This is a genomic window from Saccharopolyspora sp. NPDC047091 (assembly GCF_040643635.1).
In the GTDB taxonomy this organism is placed as follows: domain Bacteria; phylum Actinomycetota; class Actinomycetes; order Mycobacteriales; family Pseudonocardiaceae; genus Saccharopolyspora_C.
Genome location: NZ_JBEYUS010000029.1, coordinates 58,037 through 72,607, shown reverse-complemented (window position 1 = coordinate 72,607; position 14,571 = coordinate 58,037). Strand labels below are relative to the sequence as shown.

General features: G+C 70.9%; 15 protein-coding genes. 5 read left to right on the top strand and 10 right to left on the bottom strand.

What is annotated here, in order from left to right:
• Positions 1-584 precede the first annotated feature (584 nt).
• The 10 genes from tyrS to ABZ805_RS15180 form a co-directional block, all read right to left on the bottom strand.
• On the bottom strand, positions 585-1,859 hold the full coding sequence (gene tyrS / locus ABZ805_RS15225; protein WP_358439837.1) for a tyrosine--tRNA ligase: 1,275 nt from the start codon (positions 1,857-1,859) through the stop codon (positions 585-587).
• 33 nt (positions 1,860-1,892) lie between these two features.
• Positions 1,893-2,519, bottom strand: coding sequence for a DNA-3-methyladenine glycosylase (locus ABZ805_RS15220; protein WP_358439834.1), 627 nt, complete (start codon positions 2,517-2,519; stop codon positions 1,893-1,895).
• 34 nt (positions 2,520-2,553) lie between these two features.
• On the bottom strand, positions 2,554-3,975 hold the full coding sequence (gene argH / locus ABZ805_RS15215) for an argininosuccinate lyase (protein WP_358439832.1): 1,422 nt from the start codon (positions 3,973-3,975) through the stop codon (positions 2,554-2,556).
• Between the two features lie 9 nt (positions 3,976-3,984).
• The gene (locus ABZ805_RS15210; protein WP_358439830.1) at positions 3,985-4,563 is read right to left on the bottom strand and encodes an arginine repressor; all 579 of its coding nucleotides are present in this window, start codon (positions 4,561-4,563) and stop codon (positions 3,985-3,987) included.
• Positions 4,560-5,483 carry an ornithine carbamoyltransferase gene (gene argF / locus ABZ805_RS15205; protein WP_358439827.1) on the bottom strand — a complete coding sequence of 308 codons (924 nt, stop codon included), beginning with the start codon at positions 5,481-5,483 and terminating at the stop codon, positions 4,560-4,562. The genes ABZ805_RS15210 and argF overlap by 4 nt, the downstream gene beginning before the upstream one ends.
• A 48-nt stretch (positions 5,484-5,531) precedes the next feature.
• Positions 5,532-6,704, bottom strand: coding sequence for an acetylornithine transaminase (locus ABZ805_RS15200; RefSeq protein ID WP_358439825.1), 1,173 nt, complete (start codon positions 6,702-6,704; stop codon positions 5,532-5,534).
• Positions 6,701-7,633 carry an acetylglutamate kinase gene (gene argB / locus ABZ805_RS15195; RefSeq protein WP_358439822.1) on the bottom strand — a complete coding sequence of 311 codons (933 nt, stop codon included), beginning with the start codon at positions 7,631-7,633 and terminating at the stop codon, positions 6,701-6,703. The genes ABZ805_RS15200 and argB overlap by 4 nt, the downstream gene beginning before the upstream one ends.
• Positions 7,630-8,787 carry a bifunctional glutamate N-acetyltransferase/amino-acid acetyltransferase ArgJ gene (gene argJ / locus ABZ805_RS15190; RefSeq protein ID WP_358439819.1) on the bottom strand — a complete coding sequence of 386 codons (1,158 nt, stop codon included), beginning with the start codon at positions 8,785-8,787 and terminating at the stop codon, positions 7,630-7,632. Before argJ ends, argB begins: the two co-directional genes overlap by 4 nt.
• A gap of 70 nt (positions 8,788-8,857) precedes the next feature.
• Positions 8,858-9,886 (bottom strand): N-acetyl-gamma-glutamyl-phosphate reductase, encoded by a 1,029-nt coding sequence (gene argC / locus ABZ805_RS15185; protein ID WP_358439817.1) that lies wholly within the window; start codon positions 9,884-9,886, stop codon positions 8,858-8,860.
• 420 nt (positions 9,887-10,306) lie between these two features.
• Positions 10,307-10,585, bottom strand: coding sequence for a hypothetical protein (locus tag ABZ805_RS15180; RefSeq protein WP_358439815.1), 279 nt, complete (start codon positions 10,583-10,585; stop codon positions 10,307-10,309).
• Positions 10,586-10,709: 124 nt separating this feature from the next.
• Between ABZ805_RS15180 and ABZ805_RS15175 the strand changes: the two genes are divergently transcribed.
• The 5 genes from ABZ805_RS15175 (at position 10,710) to ABZ805_RS15155 (ending at position 14,505) form a co-directional block, all read left to right on the top strand.
• Complete coding sequence (locus tag ABZ805_RS15175; RefSeq protein ID WP_358439812.1) at positions 10,710-11,564, top strand: DUF5753 domain-containing protein; 855 nt, start codon at positions 10,710-10,712, stop codon at positions 11,562-11,564.
• Between the two features lie 21 nt (positions 11,565-11,585).
• The gene (locus ABZ805_RS15170; protein WP_358439809.1) at positions 11,586-11,858 is read left to right on the top strand and encodes a DUF397 domain-containing protein; all 273 of its coding nucleotides are present in this window, start codon (positions 11,586-11,588) and stop codon (positions 11,856-11,858) included.
• Between the two features lie 78 nt (positions 11,859-11,936).
• Positions 11,937-12,236: a hypothetical protein gene (locus tag ABZ805_RS15165; protein ID WP_358439806.1), complete on the top strand. Its 300-nt coding sequence runs from the start codon at positions 11,937-11,939 to the stop codon at positions 12,234-12,236.
• Positions 12,236-13,927 (top strand): alpha/beta hydrolase, encoded by a 1,692-nt coding sequence (locus ABZ805_RS15160; RefSeq protein ID WP_358439804.1) that lies wholly within the window; start codon positions 12,236-12,238, stop codon positions 13,925-13,927. The genes ABZ805_RS15165 and ABZ805_RS15160 overlap by 1 nt, the downstream gene beginning before the upstream one ends.
• 23 nt (positions 13,928-13,950) lie before the next feature.
• Positions 13,951-14,505 carry an LppA family lipoprotein gene (locus ABZ805_RS15155; RefSeq protein WP_358439801.1) on the top strand — a complete coding sequence of 185 codons (555 nt, stop codon included), beginning with the start codon at positions 13,951-13,953 and terminating at the stop codon, positions 14,503-14,505.
• The last annotated feature ends 66 nt before the right edge of the window (positions 14,506-14,571 follow it).

Genomic DNA, 14,571 nt, shown 5'->3' with positions numbered 1-14,571 from the left:
TGTTAAGCACGCCGCCAGCGTTCGTCCTGAGCCAGGATCAAACTCTCCAACAATGTCTTAGAGTAAATCCTGCCCCGAAAAAAACGAGGCACCCCAGCAATCCCAAAAGAAAGCCGAGGCATGTAATTCATCAAGATGAGTTTACCACTCACCATCATCGGCACGCTGTTGAGTTCTCAAAGAACACACCCACACCATCACCCACAACCCCAATTTCAGGGCCGCGAACTCCGGGGAGTCACTCTTTCGTCTTCCGTTCTTGCGATGTTTCAAACTCTAGCAGGCCCGATTTCCGGCCGTTTCAAGGGGGTCGGTTTAGCGTTTCCGCGGTGACTCGCACCCGCCCAGCCAAGTTTCGGCCTGCTTTTAGAGTTTTCCACTTTCGGTTCCACCCACTCTACCAACACCAGTTGGGAGCTTGGTTCGTGGCCCCGCTGTCGCGCCCGGCCCGTTTGTTTTCGGCCCGTTCCGCGCTGACTTGGAATAAGTTACGCGTTGGCCGACTCAAAGTCAAGTCAGCCCGCAGTAGGACCGGAACGAGGTAAACCCGCAGGTCACCTGCCGTTTCCGGCCCTACGAACAGGCTAGTACAGCACCTTGATCCCCGCAGTGTGACGCTTGCCACGTCGAATGACGGCCCAGCGGCCGTGCAGCAGGTCGTCCTTGGACGGAGACCACGTCTCATCTGCGATTTTGGTGTTGTTGACGTAGGCGCCGCCCTCGTTGACGGTGCGGCGGGCGGCTCCACGGCCCTGGGCGAGACCCGCCTCGACCAGCAGGTCGACGATGGTGGGCTCGTCCGACAGGCGCACTTCGCCGGTGGGGACCTCCGCCATCACGGCGTCCAGGGTGGCCTCGTCGAGCTCGGCGAAGTCCCCGCGACCGAACAGCGCCTGGCTGGCGGCGACCACCTGGCGGGTCTGGTCGGCGCCGTGCACCAGGGTCGTGAGCTCCTCGGCAAGCCTGCGCTGCCCGGCGCGCTGCTGCGGGCGTTCGGCCGTGGTGCGCTCCAGCTCCTCGATCTCCTCGCGGTCGAGGAAGGTGAACAGGCGCAGGTACTTGGCGACGTCCGCGTCCGCGGAGTTCACGAAGTACTGGTACCAGGCGTACGGCGAGGTGAGCTCGGGGTCGAGCCACACGTTGCCGCCGCCGGTGGACTTGCCGAACTTCCGGCCCTCCGCGTCGGTGACCAGCGGCAGGGTGAGCGCGTGGGCGGTGGCGTTCTCCTGGCGGCGCAGCAGGTCCACGCCGGCGACGATGTTGCCCCACTGGTCGGAGCCGCCGAGCTGCAAGCGCGTGCCGTAACGGCGGTAGAGCTGCACGAAGTCGTTGGCCTGCAACAGCATGTAGCTGAACTCGGTGTAGGAGAGGCCGTCGCCCTCCAGGCGGCGCTTCACCGTCTCCCGCGCGAGCATCGTGTTGATCGAGAAGTGCTTGCCGACGTCGCGGAGGAACTCGGTCACGGGCAGCTGCGCGGTCCAGTCGGCGTTGTCGGCGACGAGGGCGCCGGTCGCGGACTCGTCGAAGTCGACGAAGCGGGCGAGCTGGCCGCCGATGCGCCCGGTCCACTCGCGGACGGTGTCGACGTCGTGCAGGTTGCGCTCGCCGACGTCCCGCGGGTCGCCGATCAAGCCGGTCGCGCCGCCGGAGAGCACCACCGGGCGGTGCCCGGCGAGCTGGAAGCGGCGCAGCGTCAGCAACGGGATCAGGTGACCGGCGTGCAGGCTGGGTGCGGTGGGGTCGAAGCCCGCGTAGAGAGTGAGCGGCCCGGAATCCAGGTCCGAGCGCAGCGCGTCGAGGTCGGTGGATTGCGCGATCAGGCCGCGCCAGGTCAGCTCGTCAAGGATGTGCTCACTCACGCGGACCAGTCTGTCGCATCCGCGCGAGCGGCTTCATCCCTGGTCCCGGATGCGGCGGCGTCCCCCGCGCCGGTAGGGGCTCACCGCCGGGGAGCCGTCGATCCAGGACCGCCACGGCAGGTCGACCGCGGTGGCGACGCCGACGCGCGGTCCGGTGCGCACGTCGTCCTCGTCGACGGCCGGGCCGTCGAGCAGCCGGATCGGCGAGTCCGGGTCGGTGAGGTCGATGCCGTTGTGCTCGCGGGTGATGCCGAGGACGCCGGCGAGCCGGGCCGGACCGCTGGCGAGCTGGGCGTCCTTGCGCACCGCAGGGCGGCGGCTGCGGGCGAGCTCGGTGCCGTCGAGGACCTCGGCCGCGCGCAGCAGCACCGCGCCGGGCTCACCGTCCTCGGTGCAGACGACGTTGATGCAGAAGTGCATGCCGTAGACGAAGTAGACGTAGAGGTGCCCGGCGGGCCCGAACATCACCGCGTTGCGCTGCGTCTTGCCGCGGTAGCAGTGCGAGGCCGGGTCGTCGCCGCCGCGGTACGCCTCGACTTCGACGAGCCGCACCCGCACGTCGCCCTCCGGGTGGCTGGACCGCAGCTCGCAGCCGAGCAGGCGGCGAGCCACCCGGAGGGGGTCGTGGGCGAGTTCCGCTCGCGTCAGCTGGTGGCTCACGAGCGGAACAGTACCGATCGAACGCGAACGGGCCTCACGCCGCCAGCCAGGCGCGATGGGACTCGATCGCGGCGAACACGCGGTCCCGCTGCTCGCGCACCCGGTCCGGAGCGGTGCCGCCGTGGGAGTCGCGGGAGGCGATGGAGCCGGGGACGGTCAGCACGTCGCGCACCTGCGGGGTGAGCGCGGGGTGCGCGGCGGTGAGCTCCTCGTCGGTGAGCTCGTCGAGCCCGATGCCGCGGGCCTCGGCGGTGCGCACGCACTCCCCCGACGCCTCGTGCGCGACGCGGAACGGCACGCCCTGGCGGACCAGCCACTCGGCGATGTCGGTGGCGAGGGTGAACCCGGCGGGGGCGAGTTCGGCGAGCCGCTCGGTGTGGAAGGTGAGCGTGCCGAGCATCCCGGCCATCGCGGGCAGCAGCAGGTCGAGCTGTTCGACGGAGTCGAAGACCGGCTCCTTGTCCTCCTGCAGGTCCCGGTTGTAGGCCAGCGGCTGCGCCTTCAGTGTCGCGAGCAGCCCGGTGAGGTTGCCGATGAGCCGCCCGGACTTGCCGCGGGCCAGTTCGGCGACGTCGGGGTTCTTCTTCTGCGGCATGATCGAGCTGCCGGTGGCCCAGGCGTCGTCGAGGGTGACGTAGCCGAACTCGGCGGTGTTCCAGATGATCACCTCTTCGGCGACCCGGGACAGGTTCACCGCGAGCATGGCCAGGCAGAACGCCGATTCGGCCGCGAAGTCGCGGGAGGCGGTGCCGTCGATGGAGTTGTCCACCGCGCCGTCGAAGCCGAGCTCGGCGGCCACGGCCTGCGGGTCCAGCCCCAGCGAGGAACCGGCGAGCGCGCCGGAGCCGTACGGGGAGAAGGCGGTGCGCGCGTCCCAGTCCCGCAGCCTGCTGACGTCGCGCAGCAGCGCCTGGCAGTGCGCGAGCAGGTGGTGGCCGAGCAGCACCGGCTGCGCGTGCTGCAGGTGGGTGCGGCCGGGCAGCACCGCGTCCGGGTGCGCCGCGGCCTGCCCGGCGAGCGCGTCGACGACGTCGAGCACACCTGCGGTGACGCGGCGGGTGGCGTCCCGCAGCCACATCCGGAACAGGGTGGCGACCTGGTCGTTGCGGGAGCGGCCGGCGCGCAGCTTGCCGCCGAGGTCGGCGCCGACGCGTTCAAGCAGCCCGCGTTCGAGGGCGGTGTGCACGTCCTCGTCGTCGATCACGGGCTGGAACGCGCCGGATTCGACGTCGGCGGCGAGCACGTCGAGGCCCTGGTGCATCCGCTCGAGCTCGTCGGCGGTGAGCAGCCCGGCCGCGTGCAGCACGCGGGCGTGCGCGCGGGAACCGGCGATGTCGTAGGGGGCCAGCCGCCAGTCGAAGTGGGTGGAGAGGCTCAGCGCGGCCATCGCTTCGGCGGGGCCGGAGGCGAAGCGGCCGCCCCACAGCTTGGTGGGCTCGCTGCCTTGCTGGGTCACGGTGGGTCCTTATCGGGATTCGTTCGGATGGTGCGGGTTCGGTCGGTCATCGTCCTCGCCGCCGGTGAGGTGCGCGTCGCCCGGTTCCCCGTCCTCGGGCCGGGCCGCCCGCTCGCCGGAGGCCATGTTGGTGAACCGTTCGGCGAGGTCGAGGCCGGTGAGCGGTTCGCGGGCGACGACCATGACGGTGTCGTCGCCCGCGATGGAGCCGACGGCTTCGAGCAGGGCGGCGCGGTCGATGGCGCTGGCCAGGAACTGGGCGGCGCCGGGCGGGGTGCGCAGCACGGTGAGGTTGCCGGAGCCGTCGGCGGAGACGAGCAGTTCCGCCAGCAGCCGGCTGAGCCGGGTGGTGCCGCCCTGCACGCCGCGGACGGGGCTGCCGTCCTCGGGGATGACGTAGACGGCGGCTCCCCCGTCGGGTCCGCGCAGCTTCACCGCGCCCAGTTCGTCGAGGTCGCGGGACAGCGTGGCCTGGGTGACGTCGATGCCGTCCCCGGCGAGAAGCCGCGCGAGCTCGGTCTGGCTGCGGATGCCCATCGCCGAGACGAGCTCGACGATGCGGGCCTGCCGGGCCGCCCGGGTGCTCATGACCGCTGCACCAGCCAGGCGAGCAGGGCCTTCTGCGCGTGCAGCCGGTTCTCCGCCTCGTCGAACACGGCGCTGGCCGGTCCGTCGAGCACGTCGTCGGTGACCTCCCAACCGCGGTGCGCGGGCAGGCAGTGCAGCACGGTGGTCTCGACGCCGGTGGCGGCGAGCAGCTCGGCGTTGATCTGGAACGGGCGGAACGGGCTGACCCGGTCCTTGCCGTCGTTCTCCTGGCCCATCGAGGTCCAGGAGTCGGTGACGAGCACGTCGGCGCCGTCGACGGCGGCGCGCGGATCGGTCTCGACGCGCACGGAGCCGCCGGTCTCGGCGGCCCGCTTGTTGGCCGCGTCCAGCACCCACTGCGCGGGGGCGAAGCCGGCGGGAGCGCCGATGCGGACGTGCATGCCCGCGGTGACGCCGCCGACCAGCAGCGAGTGCGCCATGTTGTTGGCGCCGTCGCCGAGGTAGGTGAGGGTGCGGCCGGGCAGCTCGCCGTGGCGTTCCCGCACGGTCTGCAGGTCGGCGAGGACCTGGCAGGGGTGGAACTCGTCGGTGAGCGCGTTGATCACGGGCACGCTCGCCGCGGCCGCCATCGCTTCGATGCGCGGCTGGGCGAAGGTGCGCCAGACGACGGCGTCGACGTAGCGGGACAGCACTCGCGAGGTGTCCTCGATGGTCTCCTCGCGGCCGAGCTGCATCATGCGGCCGTCCACGACGAGCGGCTGGCCGCCGAGCTGGTGGATGCCGACCTCGAAGGACATCCGGGTGCGGGTCGAGTTCTTCTCGAAGATGACCGCGATGGAGCGGCCTTCGAGGGACCGGTCCCCGTTGCGGTCGGCCTTGAACCGAGCGGCGAGGTCGAGGATGTCGGTCTGCTCCTGCGGGCTCAGGTCGTCGTCGCGCAGGAAGTGCCGGAGCGTCACGGGATCACCTCCGTGGCTGTCGTGGTGGGATTCGGGTGTTCGGGCAGGTCAGCCGAGCAGGCCGGGCAGGTCGGCGACGAGCCGCCGGGCCTGGTCGGCGTCGAGCACCAGTGCGGGGCTCAACCGCAGCACGTCGGGCTGCACGGCGTTGATCAGGTAGCCGGCGTCCTGGGCCGCGGCGGCGGTGGCCGCGGCGACGGGCTCGGTGAGCCGGATGCCGAGCAGCAGGCCGAGGCCGCGGACCCCGGCGATCTTCGGGTGGCCGAGCTCGCGGACGCCGTCGGCGATCAGTTCGCCGATGGCCTTGACGTGGTCGAGCAGGCCGTCGGCGGCGATGGTGTCGAGGACGGCGAGCGCGGCGGCGCAGGCGACGGGGTTGCCGCCGAAGGTGGTGCCGTGCTGGCCGGGTTGCAGCAGTTCACCGGCGTCGCCGACGCCGATGCAGGCGCCGAGGGACAGTCCCCCGCCGAGCCCCTTGGCGAGGGTGATCACGTCGGGTTCGATGCCCTCGCGCTGGAACGCGAACCAGTGCCCGGTGCGGCCGATGCCGGTCTGCACCTCGTCGACGACGAGCAGCGCGCCGTGCTTCGCGGTGATCTCGCGGGCGGCCCGCAGGTAGCCCTCGGGCGGGACGACGACGCCGTTCTCGCCCTGCACGGGTTCGACGACGAACGCGGCGGTGGTGTCATCGATGGCGGCTTCGAGCGCGGCGACGTCGCCGTAGGGCACGTATTCGACGCCGGGCGGCAGCGGGACGAACGGTTCCCGCTTGGCGGGCTGGCCGGTGAGGGCGAGCGCGCCCATGGTGCGGCCGTGGAACCCGCCCTCGGTGGAGACGATCTTGAGCCGCCCGGTGCGCCGGGCGATCTTGAACGCGGCTTCGTTGGCCTCGCCGCCGGAGTTGCAGAACAGCACCCGGCCGCGCCCGGCGAACCCGGCGAGCTCTAGCAGCCGTTCGGCGAGTTCCAGGCCGGGTTCGTGGGCGTAGAAGTTGGAGATGTGCCCGAGGGTGCCGATCTGGCGGGTGACGGCGTCGACGACGTTCGGGTGGGCGTGGCCGAGCGCGTTCACGGCGATGCCGCCGACGAAGTCGAGGTAGGTGTTGCCGTCGGCGTCGGTGACCTCGCAGCCGGAGCCGCTGGTGAGGGTGAGCTTCGGGGTGCCGTAGTTGCCCATCATGGACGCCTGCCAGCGCTGGGTCCCGGTGGTGTTGGTGGTCATGCGGGTTCGCCTTCCTGTCCGGGCAGCACCATCGTTCCGACGCCTGCGCTGGTGAACACTTCGAGCAGCACCGAGTGCGCGAGCCTGCCGTCGATGACGTGGGCGCGCGGCACGCCGCCGCGCACGGCGCGCAGGCAGGCCTCCATCTTCGGCACCATCCCGGCGGCGAGGCCGGGCAGCAGCGCTTCGAGCTCGTCGGCGTCGAGGCGGGCGACGAGCGAGGAGCGGTCCGGCCAGTCGGTGTAGAGGCCTTCGACGTCGGTGAGCACCACGAGCTTCTCGGCGCCGAGGGCGACGGCGAGCGCTCCGGCGGCGGTGTCTGCGTTGACGTTGTGCACCACGCCGTCCACGTCGGGGGCCACCGTGGACACGACGGGGATGCGCCCGGCGCTGATCAGGTCGAGCACCGCGTCCGGGTTGACGGCGACGACGTCGCCGACGAGGCCGACGTCGACGGGTTCGCCGTCCACGGTGGCGGTGCGGCGGGCGGCGGTGAACAGCTGCGCGTCCTCGCCGGACATGCCGACGGCGTGCGGCCCGTGCTGGTTGATGAGGCCGACGAGTTCGCGGCCGACCTGCCCGACGAGCACCATCCGCACCACGTCGAGGGTTTCGGGGGTGGTGACGCGCAGCCCGCCGCGGAATTCGCCCGCCATGCCGAGCCGGTCGAGCATGGTGGTGATCTGCGGACCGCCGCCGTGCACGACGACGGGGTGCAGCCCGGCGAGGCGCAGGAACACCATGTCCTGCGCGAACGCGGCCTTGAGCTCGTCGTCGATCATGGCGTTGCCGCCGTACTTGACGACGACGGTGGCGCCGTGGAAGCGCTCCAGCCAGGGCAGTGCTTCGACGAGCACGCTGGCCTTCTCGGCGGCGGTGGCGAGCCGGTCGGCCGGGGTCTGGTCTGCCGGGATCTGGTCGGCGCTCATGAGGAGTACGCGCTGTTCTCTTCGACGTAGTCGTGGGACAGGTCGGTGGACAGGATGGTGGCGGCGTGGTCGCCGAGGTGCAGGTCGACGACGATCTCGATGTCGCGGCCGGTGAGGTCGGCTTCGCCGCGGTCCCGGTTGGGCAGTCCGCCCGCGAACAGCGAGACGCCGTTCGTGATGATCTCGACGCGGCTGACGTCGATCTCGGCTTCGGCACGGCCGAGCGCCATCGCGATCCGGCCCCAGTTCGGGTCGGAGCCGAACAGCGCGGTCTTGACCAGGTTGTCCTCGGCGATGATCCGTCCGATGTGGACGGCGTCGTCCTCGGTGCGGGCGCCGCGCACGGTGATGTCCACGGCCTTGGTGGCGCCTTCGGCGTCGCCCTGCAGCTGGCGGACGAGGTCGGCGCTGAGGGCGGTGAGGACCTCGGTGAGCTCCGCGGCGCTCGGTTCGACGCCGGAGGCGCCGGAGGCCAGCACCAGCACGGTGTCGTTGGTGGAGGTGCCGCCGTCCACGTCGAGCCGGTCGAAGGTGGTGCGGGTGGCGGCGCGCAGCGCGGCGTCCAGCACGTCCGGTTCGACGACGGCGTCGGTGGTGAGCACGCTGAGCATGGTGGCCATGTTGGGCGCGAGCATCCCGGCGCCCTTGGCGAACCCGCCGACGCTGAACCCGTTGCCCGCGGCGGTGGCCTGCTTGGCCTTGCTGTCGGTGGTGAGCACGGCGGTGGCGGCGGCGGTGCCCGCGTCCGCGGTGCCGTCGAGCGCCGCGGCGGCACCGTCCACTCCGGACACCACGGCGGGCATCGGGAGCCGTTCGCCGATCAGCCCGGTGGAGCAGACGGCCACGTCGATGGCGCCGACGCCGAGGACTTCGGCGACCTTCTCGGCGGTGGCGTGGGTGTCCTGGAAGCCTTCGGGACCGGTGCAGGCGTTGGCGCCGCCGGAGTTGAGCACGACGGCGTGCAGGCTGCGTTCCTGCAGCACCTGCTGGGACCACAGCACCGGCGCGGCCTTGACCTTGTTGGTGGTGAAGACCCCGGCGGCGGTGTGCCGCGGGCCGTCGTTGACGACGAGGGCCAGGTCGAGCGCGCCGGTGGGCTTGATCCCGGCGGCCACGCCGGCCGCCCGGAATCCGGCGGGGGCGGTGACGCTCATGCGTTCTCCTCCGTGCTGGTGGTGCTGCCGGGTGCGATGGGGGCTGTGGAGTCGGCGGGGCCCCGGGGGATCACGGGGCGATCCCGGCGAGCGGCAGGCCGGTGGTCTCGGGCAGTCCCTTGGCGAGGTTCATGCACTGCACGGCGCCACCGGCGGTGCCCTTGGTGAGGTTGTCCTCGGCCCCGATGACGACGAGCCGCCGCGCGTCGGCGTCCACCGCGACCTGCAGGTGCACCGTGTTGGCGCCGAGCGTCGCGGAGGTCTGCGGCCAGGAACCCTCGGGCAGCACCTGCACGAACGGCTCGTCGCCGTAGGCGTCCAGGTAGACCTTGCGGGCGGCGGCGGTGTCGAGGTCGCCGCGCAGCGGGGCGCTGCAGGTGGCGAGGATGCCGCGCGGCATCGGCGCGAGCACGGGCGTGAAGGACACCGCGACGGGTTCGCCCGCGACGGCGCTGAGGTTCTGCACCATCTCCGGGGTGTGCCGGTGCGCGCCCGCGACGCCGTACGCGCTGGCCGAGCCCATGACCTCGGCGGACAGCAGGTGCGGTTTGAGCGCGCGGCCCGCGCCGGAGGTGCCGGTGACGGCGACGACCTGCGCTTCGGGCGCGATGAGACCGGCGGCGAAGGCGGGTGCCAGCGCCAGCGAGGCCACCGTGGGGAAGCAGCCCGCGACGGCGATCCGGTTCGCGGTGCGCAGTTCCGCCCGCTTGCCGGGGAGCTCCGGGACGCCGTAGGGCCAGGTGCCGGGGTGGTCGCCGCCGTACCAGCGGGTCCACGCCTCCGGGTCGCCGAGCCGGTGGTCGGCACCGCAGTCGATGACGAGGGTGTCGGCACCGAGTTCGGCGGCGATCGCCGCGGAGTGCCCGTGCGGCAGCGCGAGGAACACGACGTCGTGGCCGGAGAGTTCGGCGACGGTGGTCTCGGTGAGCTCGCGGTCGGCGAGCGGCAGCAGGTTCGGGTGGTGCGCGCCGAGCTTGGTGCCCGCGTTGCCCCCGGCGGTCAACGTTCCGATCTCGACTTCGGGGTGCGCCAGCAGCAGGCGGAGGAGTTCCCCGCCCGCGTAGCCGCTCGCACCCGCCACTGCCACCCGAATCGCCATGCGGATGATTATGCATTGCCATGCAACATCAATCAAGAATGGGGGTGGCCACGTGCGCGGTGGTCGGCGCGACGTCGGCTTCACGCGCGAGGCGGGCTTCCCTGCCGGGCCGGGCCACGACTGGACGGGGCTCGCGACCGGGCCGGGTTTCCGAGCGGGCCTGGTTTCCGATCGGACAGGGCTCCCGAGCGGGCCGGACTCACGCGCGGGCCTGGTTTCCGATCGGACAGGGCTCCCGAGCGGGCCGGACTCACGCGCGGGCCTGGCTTCCGATCGGACAGGGCTCCCGAGCGGGCCGGACTCACGCGCGGGCCTGGTTTCCGATCGGACAGGGCTCCCGAGCGGGCCGGACTCACGCGCGGGCCGGACTCACGAACGAGCCGGGTTCCCGGCCGGGGTACCGCACTCCCGGTGGGCACTTCAGAGCCAGACGAGCCGCACGTCCCCGACGATCTCGAACATCGCGCGGACCCGCTCGGCGGAATCAGCGTCGCCCTTCAGGCCTCCCGGCCCCACGAACACCGCCCCCGGCGGCACCTGGTCCGACGGGCACTCGCCGCTGATGTCCAGGCCCCACGCGCAGACGTCCGCGTCGAGGACTTCACCGTCCTCGCCGGTCAGCTCGTAGACCGCGAACGGGCGCGGGCGGGCGCCCTCGCGGAGGGCGCGGAGGAGTTCGGCTTCGGGGTCGTCGTGCATGGCGGAGTCCTTTCGTAGATCAACCGTCGATGGCGAAACGCTACTGAGCAACTTGCTCGTAAACGATCGCTGAATCCGGTGAACGTGCTTTCCGGGCGAGCAGGCAGGGGGAATCATGATCCGCATGGCACCGGACCCGAAGATGCTCAAGATCCAGCTCGGCATCGAACTGCGCCGCCTGCGCGAAGAAGCCGAGTGCACGGCCGCGGCGGCGGCAGCCGTGGTCGGCGGCACCGCACCGAAGATCAGCAAGATCGAGAGCGGCAAGCAGGGCATCACCACGGCCGAGGTCGAGAAGCTGTCCGCGCTCTACGACGCGCCCGCCAAGCGGCGGAAGTACCTGATCGGCCTCGCAAGCCAACTCCCCCGGCGCAGCCCGCGCCGCACCACCTACCGGGACGCGGTCCCCGACTGGTTCCAGCGATTCCACGCGTTGGAGTACGCGGCTACGGACATGCGGATCTACGAGGTGGAAAGCGTGACCGGGCTGCTACAGACGCACGACTACGCCCGCTCGATGATCCACGCCTGGGAACCTGCCGCAGACCCGAGGATGATCGAACGCCAGGTGCAGACCCGGCTCGATCGCCAATCGGTCCTCACCCGTCGGCACAAACCGCTGAACTTGCAGGTCGTCCTCAGTGAAACCGCGCTTCGCCGCGTTCAAGGCAGCGGGACGATCATGCGTGCCCAGCTGGAGCACCTGGTCGAAACGGCATCCAAGCCGAACGTGGACGTCAGGGTGCTCCCGTTCAGCGTGCCGAACCGGATCTCGGTGGCGTCATCCGCAACTCTGCTTCACCTTGCTGAGCAACAGCTCTCGGCCGTCTACCTCGAAGACGTGCTGGGAGCCACCTACCTTCACGAGCCGACGGAGTTCACGCGCTACAGCATCGTCTTCGAACGGCTGCGGGCGGCTGCGCTGCCGGAGCAGGAGTCGCAAGATTTCATCGCTAAGGTGGCCGCCACGCACGACTAGGCGATCATCGAAAGGGCGATCATGCACCCCGACTTCTCGACAGCAATCTGGCGCACATCGAGCCGCAGCAGCTCCAGCGGTGGCCAGTGCGTCGAGATCGCGTTCGTGCCCGCCACCGCCGACTGGCGAAAGGCCAGTCGCAGCCAGGGAAACGGCGGCGCCTGCGTGGAGATCGCCGTGCAGCCGTCCGTCGTCGGCATCCGGGACTCCAAGGACGCGGCGGGCCCGGTGCTCGCGGTGAGCCGGGACGCGTTCGGCGCCTTCCTGCGCGCGATCGGTTCCGGGCGGGTGTGACCCGGCGCGGAGATCGCCCGGAATCCGGCATCCCCACCACCTCGCGCTGTTAGTGTCCTGCCCCGCGAGGAGGGGTGCATGGGCTACGAGGTCGTCACGAAGGCGCTGGAGGACGCGGCGAAAGCCGCCCGGTCCGCCGCCGAACAGGCCAGGTCGGTGCGGCTGGAACCGGCCACCGACAAGATCGCCGAAGCGATGCCGGGCTCGGCATCGGCGCCCGCCGCCGAACGCACCGGCGGCAGCTGGCGCGGCACCGTCGACGGGTGGGACCGGGACGCCGAGCACTACGCGGACTCGCTGTCCGGCAGCGCCCGCGACTACGACGGCCGCGAAGGCGACGCCGCGCGCGACCTCGACGCCACCGGAGGCGGTGCGTGATGGTGCGCCTCGGTGACCTGCGGCGATGGAACGCGGACCTGCTCGACGATGCCATCGACCTGCTCAAGGACCGGCAGGATCGGCTCGTGCAGCTCGACGACGAGCTCGCCGCCTCGGGGCGACCCCGCGATTGGAGTGGCAAGGCCGCCGACGCCGCCACCACCGAGCACGCGAAGCTCGGCGAACGGCTCCGCGAACTCGTCCTGGAGATCTCCACCGTCCGCACCACCGCCATCGCCACCGCGGACGAGATCCGGGCGGTCGGGAACGAGCTGGCCGAGGCCGAAGCGCTCGCGCACGCCCACCACTTCGCGATCACCGACGACGGCCGGGTCGAGGATCTCGGCACCCCGCCGGGCATCCGCCCCGACGAGGCCGCCGACGTCGACGCCGACCGGCACGACCGGATCCGGCCCGACCTCGTCCACCGGGTGGAACGGCTCCTCGCGCGCGCCGACGACGCGGACCGCGAACTCGCCAAGGTCCTCGGCGACGCCGACCGGGACCTGATGGACACCCGCGGCGCGAAGACTCTCGCCGACGCGGCCGCCCTCGGCGACGCCCGCGGCCTCGGCGAGACCGTCGAACCGCCGCCGCCCGGCGACCCGGCGCAGAACGCCGAATGGTGGAAATCCCTGCCCGCCGAAACGAAATCCGCGCTCGCCGCCTCTCCCCCGGCCTGGCTCGGCGGCATGGACGGCATCCCCGCCACCGTCCGCCACACCGCCAACGTCAACAAGATCGACGACGAGCGGGCCGATCTCCAAGCCCAGGCGGCTCGGTTGCGCGGCCTGGTCGACAAGTCCATGCCGATCCCAGGCGGAGGCTTCGTCGAGGCGGCCTACCAGCGTCAGCTGGACCAGGTGAACGCGAAGCTGAAGTCGCTGGACAACGTGGAATCCGTGCTCAGCCAAGGGGATCGTCAGCTGCTCGTGCTGGACACCTCCGGCGAACGCACCAAGGCCGCCGTCGCGGTGGGGAACGTCGACACGGCGGAGCACGTCACCGTGTTCACGCCGGGTATGAACAGCAGCGTCGAAGGCGGCAGTCTCGGTGACTACGACCGGAGCATGGCGCAGCTGCGCAATGATGCGCAGCAGCAGTCGAACCAGTACGGGGACGGCGGCAAGATCGCGGCGGTGAGCTGGCTCGGGTACGAAGCACCGCAGTTGTCCGAGACGCTCGATCCGAACGATTCCGTCGCGAGCCCCGTAGCCGCCCTTCTCGGCAGCAAGGACCTGGCCGACTTCTACCGCGGTGTCAACGAGTCCCGCACCGACGACCCGAACCTGGTCGCCATGGGGCACTCCTACGGTTCCACCACGACCGGTTTCGCGCTGCGCCAAGAGGGAACGGGCGTCGATGCAGCGCTCACCTTGGGTTCCCCCGGTGTGGGGGCGTTCTGGACCGATGAACTCAAGGTCCCGGAGGACCGGTTCTACAACCTCGAATCGTCCTGGGACCCCGTCGCCGATTTCGGCGCCTTCGGTGGCGATCCGTCGTGGAAACCCGGCATCGACAACCTGTCCACGGACGAGGCCATCGCTCCCGACGGCCAGCACCTCAAGGAATCGACCGGGCACAACACCGGTGGCCCGAGCGGCTACCTCACGCACGGAAACACCAGCCAGTACAACGCCAGCGTCGTCGCGGCCGGAATCCCGGACCGCGCCGTGGACAGCTCGGGATGACCGACCGGGAACGAGGACGGACCATGAAACGCTTCGCAGCCCTCGCGGTGCTCGCTCTGAGCCTCAGCGGGTGCGCTCTGGGCGAACCGGGGCCGGATTTTGGAGACAGCATGGAAGAACAGCGAGCCGAACTCATGAGCAGGCCCACCATGGGAGAGGCCAGCGCTCGCTACCTGGAGATGCAGAGCCGCATCCGTGACGAACTCAGTGCCGCCTTCCCGCGAATGCAGTGGGAGCAGAGCCAGGAACTCACCCGCGCCGGATGCTCCGACTTCGACGACTTCACCTACACCGCCGAGAGCCAAACTCTCGGAGTATGGTGGGCCAAGGGCGGCATCTCCGACCAAGAGTGGCCGCAGGCAGAACAGATCGTCGCCCGAGTCACCGCCGAATTCGGCTTCACACCACCCGAAACCGTCGTCAGCCGCCCGGCAGACCACCAGGTCGTCGGCAGCGACAATTACGGCGCCGGGTACCGCTTCGGCGCCGCAAAGAACGTCGCTCTCTCCGGCAGCACCGGCTGCCACCTCCCCCAAGCGGAGAAGGACAAGATCGCCGGGCAAGGCGAACCGAACTGACCTCGCACCGGCTGGCACTCACGAAGACATCGATGGTGAAACGAATCGCGGTCATCGCGGCGCTGC

Coding starts and splice junctions, on each gene's coding strand:
- ABZ805_RS15210 (WP_358439830.1), bottom strand. CDS start 4,563: ATGAGCACCCGGGCGGCCCGGCAGGCCCGCATCGTCGAGCTCGTCTCG.
- ABZ805_RS15200 (WP_358439825.1), bottom strand. CDS start 6,704: ATGACCACCAACACCACCGGGACCCAGCGCTGGCAGGCGTCCATGATG.
- argB (WP_358439822.1), bottom strand. CDS start 7,633: ATGAGCGCCGACCAGATCCCGGCAGACCAGACCCCGGCCGACCGGCTC.
- argJ (WP_358439819.1), bottom strand. CDS start 8,787: ATGAGCGTCACCGCCCCCGCCGGATTCCGGGCGGCCGGCGTGGCCGCC.
- argC (WP_358439817.1), bottom strand. CDS start 9,886: ATGGCGATTCGGGTGGCAGTGGCGGGTGCGAGCGGCTACGCGGGCGGG.
- ABZ805_RS15180 (WP_358439815.1), bottom strand. CDS start 10,585: ATGCACGACGACCCCGAAGCCGAACTCCTCCGCGCCCTCCGCGAGGGC.
- ABZ805_RS15175 (WP_358439812.1), top strand. CDS start 10,710: ATGGCACCGGACCCGAAGATGCTCAAGATCCAGCTCGGCATCGAACTG.
- ABZ805_RS15170 (WP_358439809.1), top strand. CDS start 11,586: ATGCACCCCGACTTCTCGACAGCAATCTGGCGCACATCGAGCCGCAGC.
- ABZ805_RS15165 (WP_358439806.1), top strand. CDS start 11,937: ATGGGCTACGAGGTCGTCACGAAGGCGCTGGAGGACGCGGCGAAAGCC.
- ABZ805_RS15160 (WP_358439804.1), top strand. CDS start 12,236: ATGGTGCGCCTCGGTGACCTGCGGCGATGGAACGCGGACCTGCTCGAC.
- ABZ805_RS15155 (WP_358439801.1), top strand. CDS start 13,951: ATGAAACGCTTCGCAGCCCTCGCGGTGCTCGCTCTGAGCCTCAGCGGG.